Origin of the sequence: Caballeronia arationis (genome assembly GCF_001544975.2) — a bacterium.
Lineage (GTDB): Bacteria > Pseudomonadota > Gammaproteobacteria > Burkholderiales > Burkholderiaceae > Caballeronia > Caballeronia arationis.
Window position 1 is genome coordinate 1 of the sequence record NZ_FCOG02000613.1, and the last position, 548, is coordinate 548.

At 67.5% G+C, this 548-nt stretch carries 1 pseudogene; it reads left to right on the top strand.

The window, feature by feature from the left end:
* Nucleotides 1–159 precede the first annotated feature (159 nt).
* Nucleotides 160–548: pseudogene (locus tag AWB81_RS48260) on the top strand (hypothetical protein); the annotation flags it as partial.

Consider the following 548-nt stretch of genomic DNA (forward strand, 5'->3'; position numbering starts at 1 on the left):
TGGCGCGAGTCCGTGCCCCCTGTGCAGACGCAGTCGGGGCCTGAAGGTGACGCGGCCGACGACGAGCCAGGTTTTAGCCCGTTCGTCCCGCCGAGCTTCGAGCGACCGAGCTACGCAAGCATGTCTGCTGCGATGGCGGCTAGGGAGGGCGGTCAGCCGGTGAACGACGAAGCCCTGACGGCGCAAGCAGCGCCGTCTGGCGCGCAACATCGATCTAAACCTCAGGCCGAACTACAGGTCGAACAGCCGCAGCCGCAGCCGCCGCCGCAGCCGGAGGTGGAGCCTCGGTCGGCGGCAGCGCCATCGGACTCGATCAGGCACGCGAGTGTCGCCGGGAGCGACGCTAATGCCGAGCGGTTCGGTGCGCAACCAAACCCCGCGCCACAACGACCAGCGAGTCCCAACGAACATAAAGCTGCCTCCGCGCCGTCTATCGCTGCGCAGGAGTACCCAGCGGATGACGAAGAGCACACCGAGGGCGGCGGGCTGGCATCTGGCCGGCCGGAACTGGTGTCGCCCGATTCGCTTCCTGACTTCAAGCGCGTTCT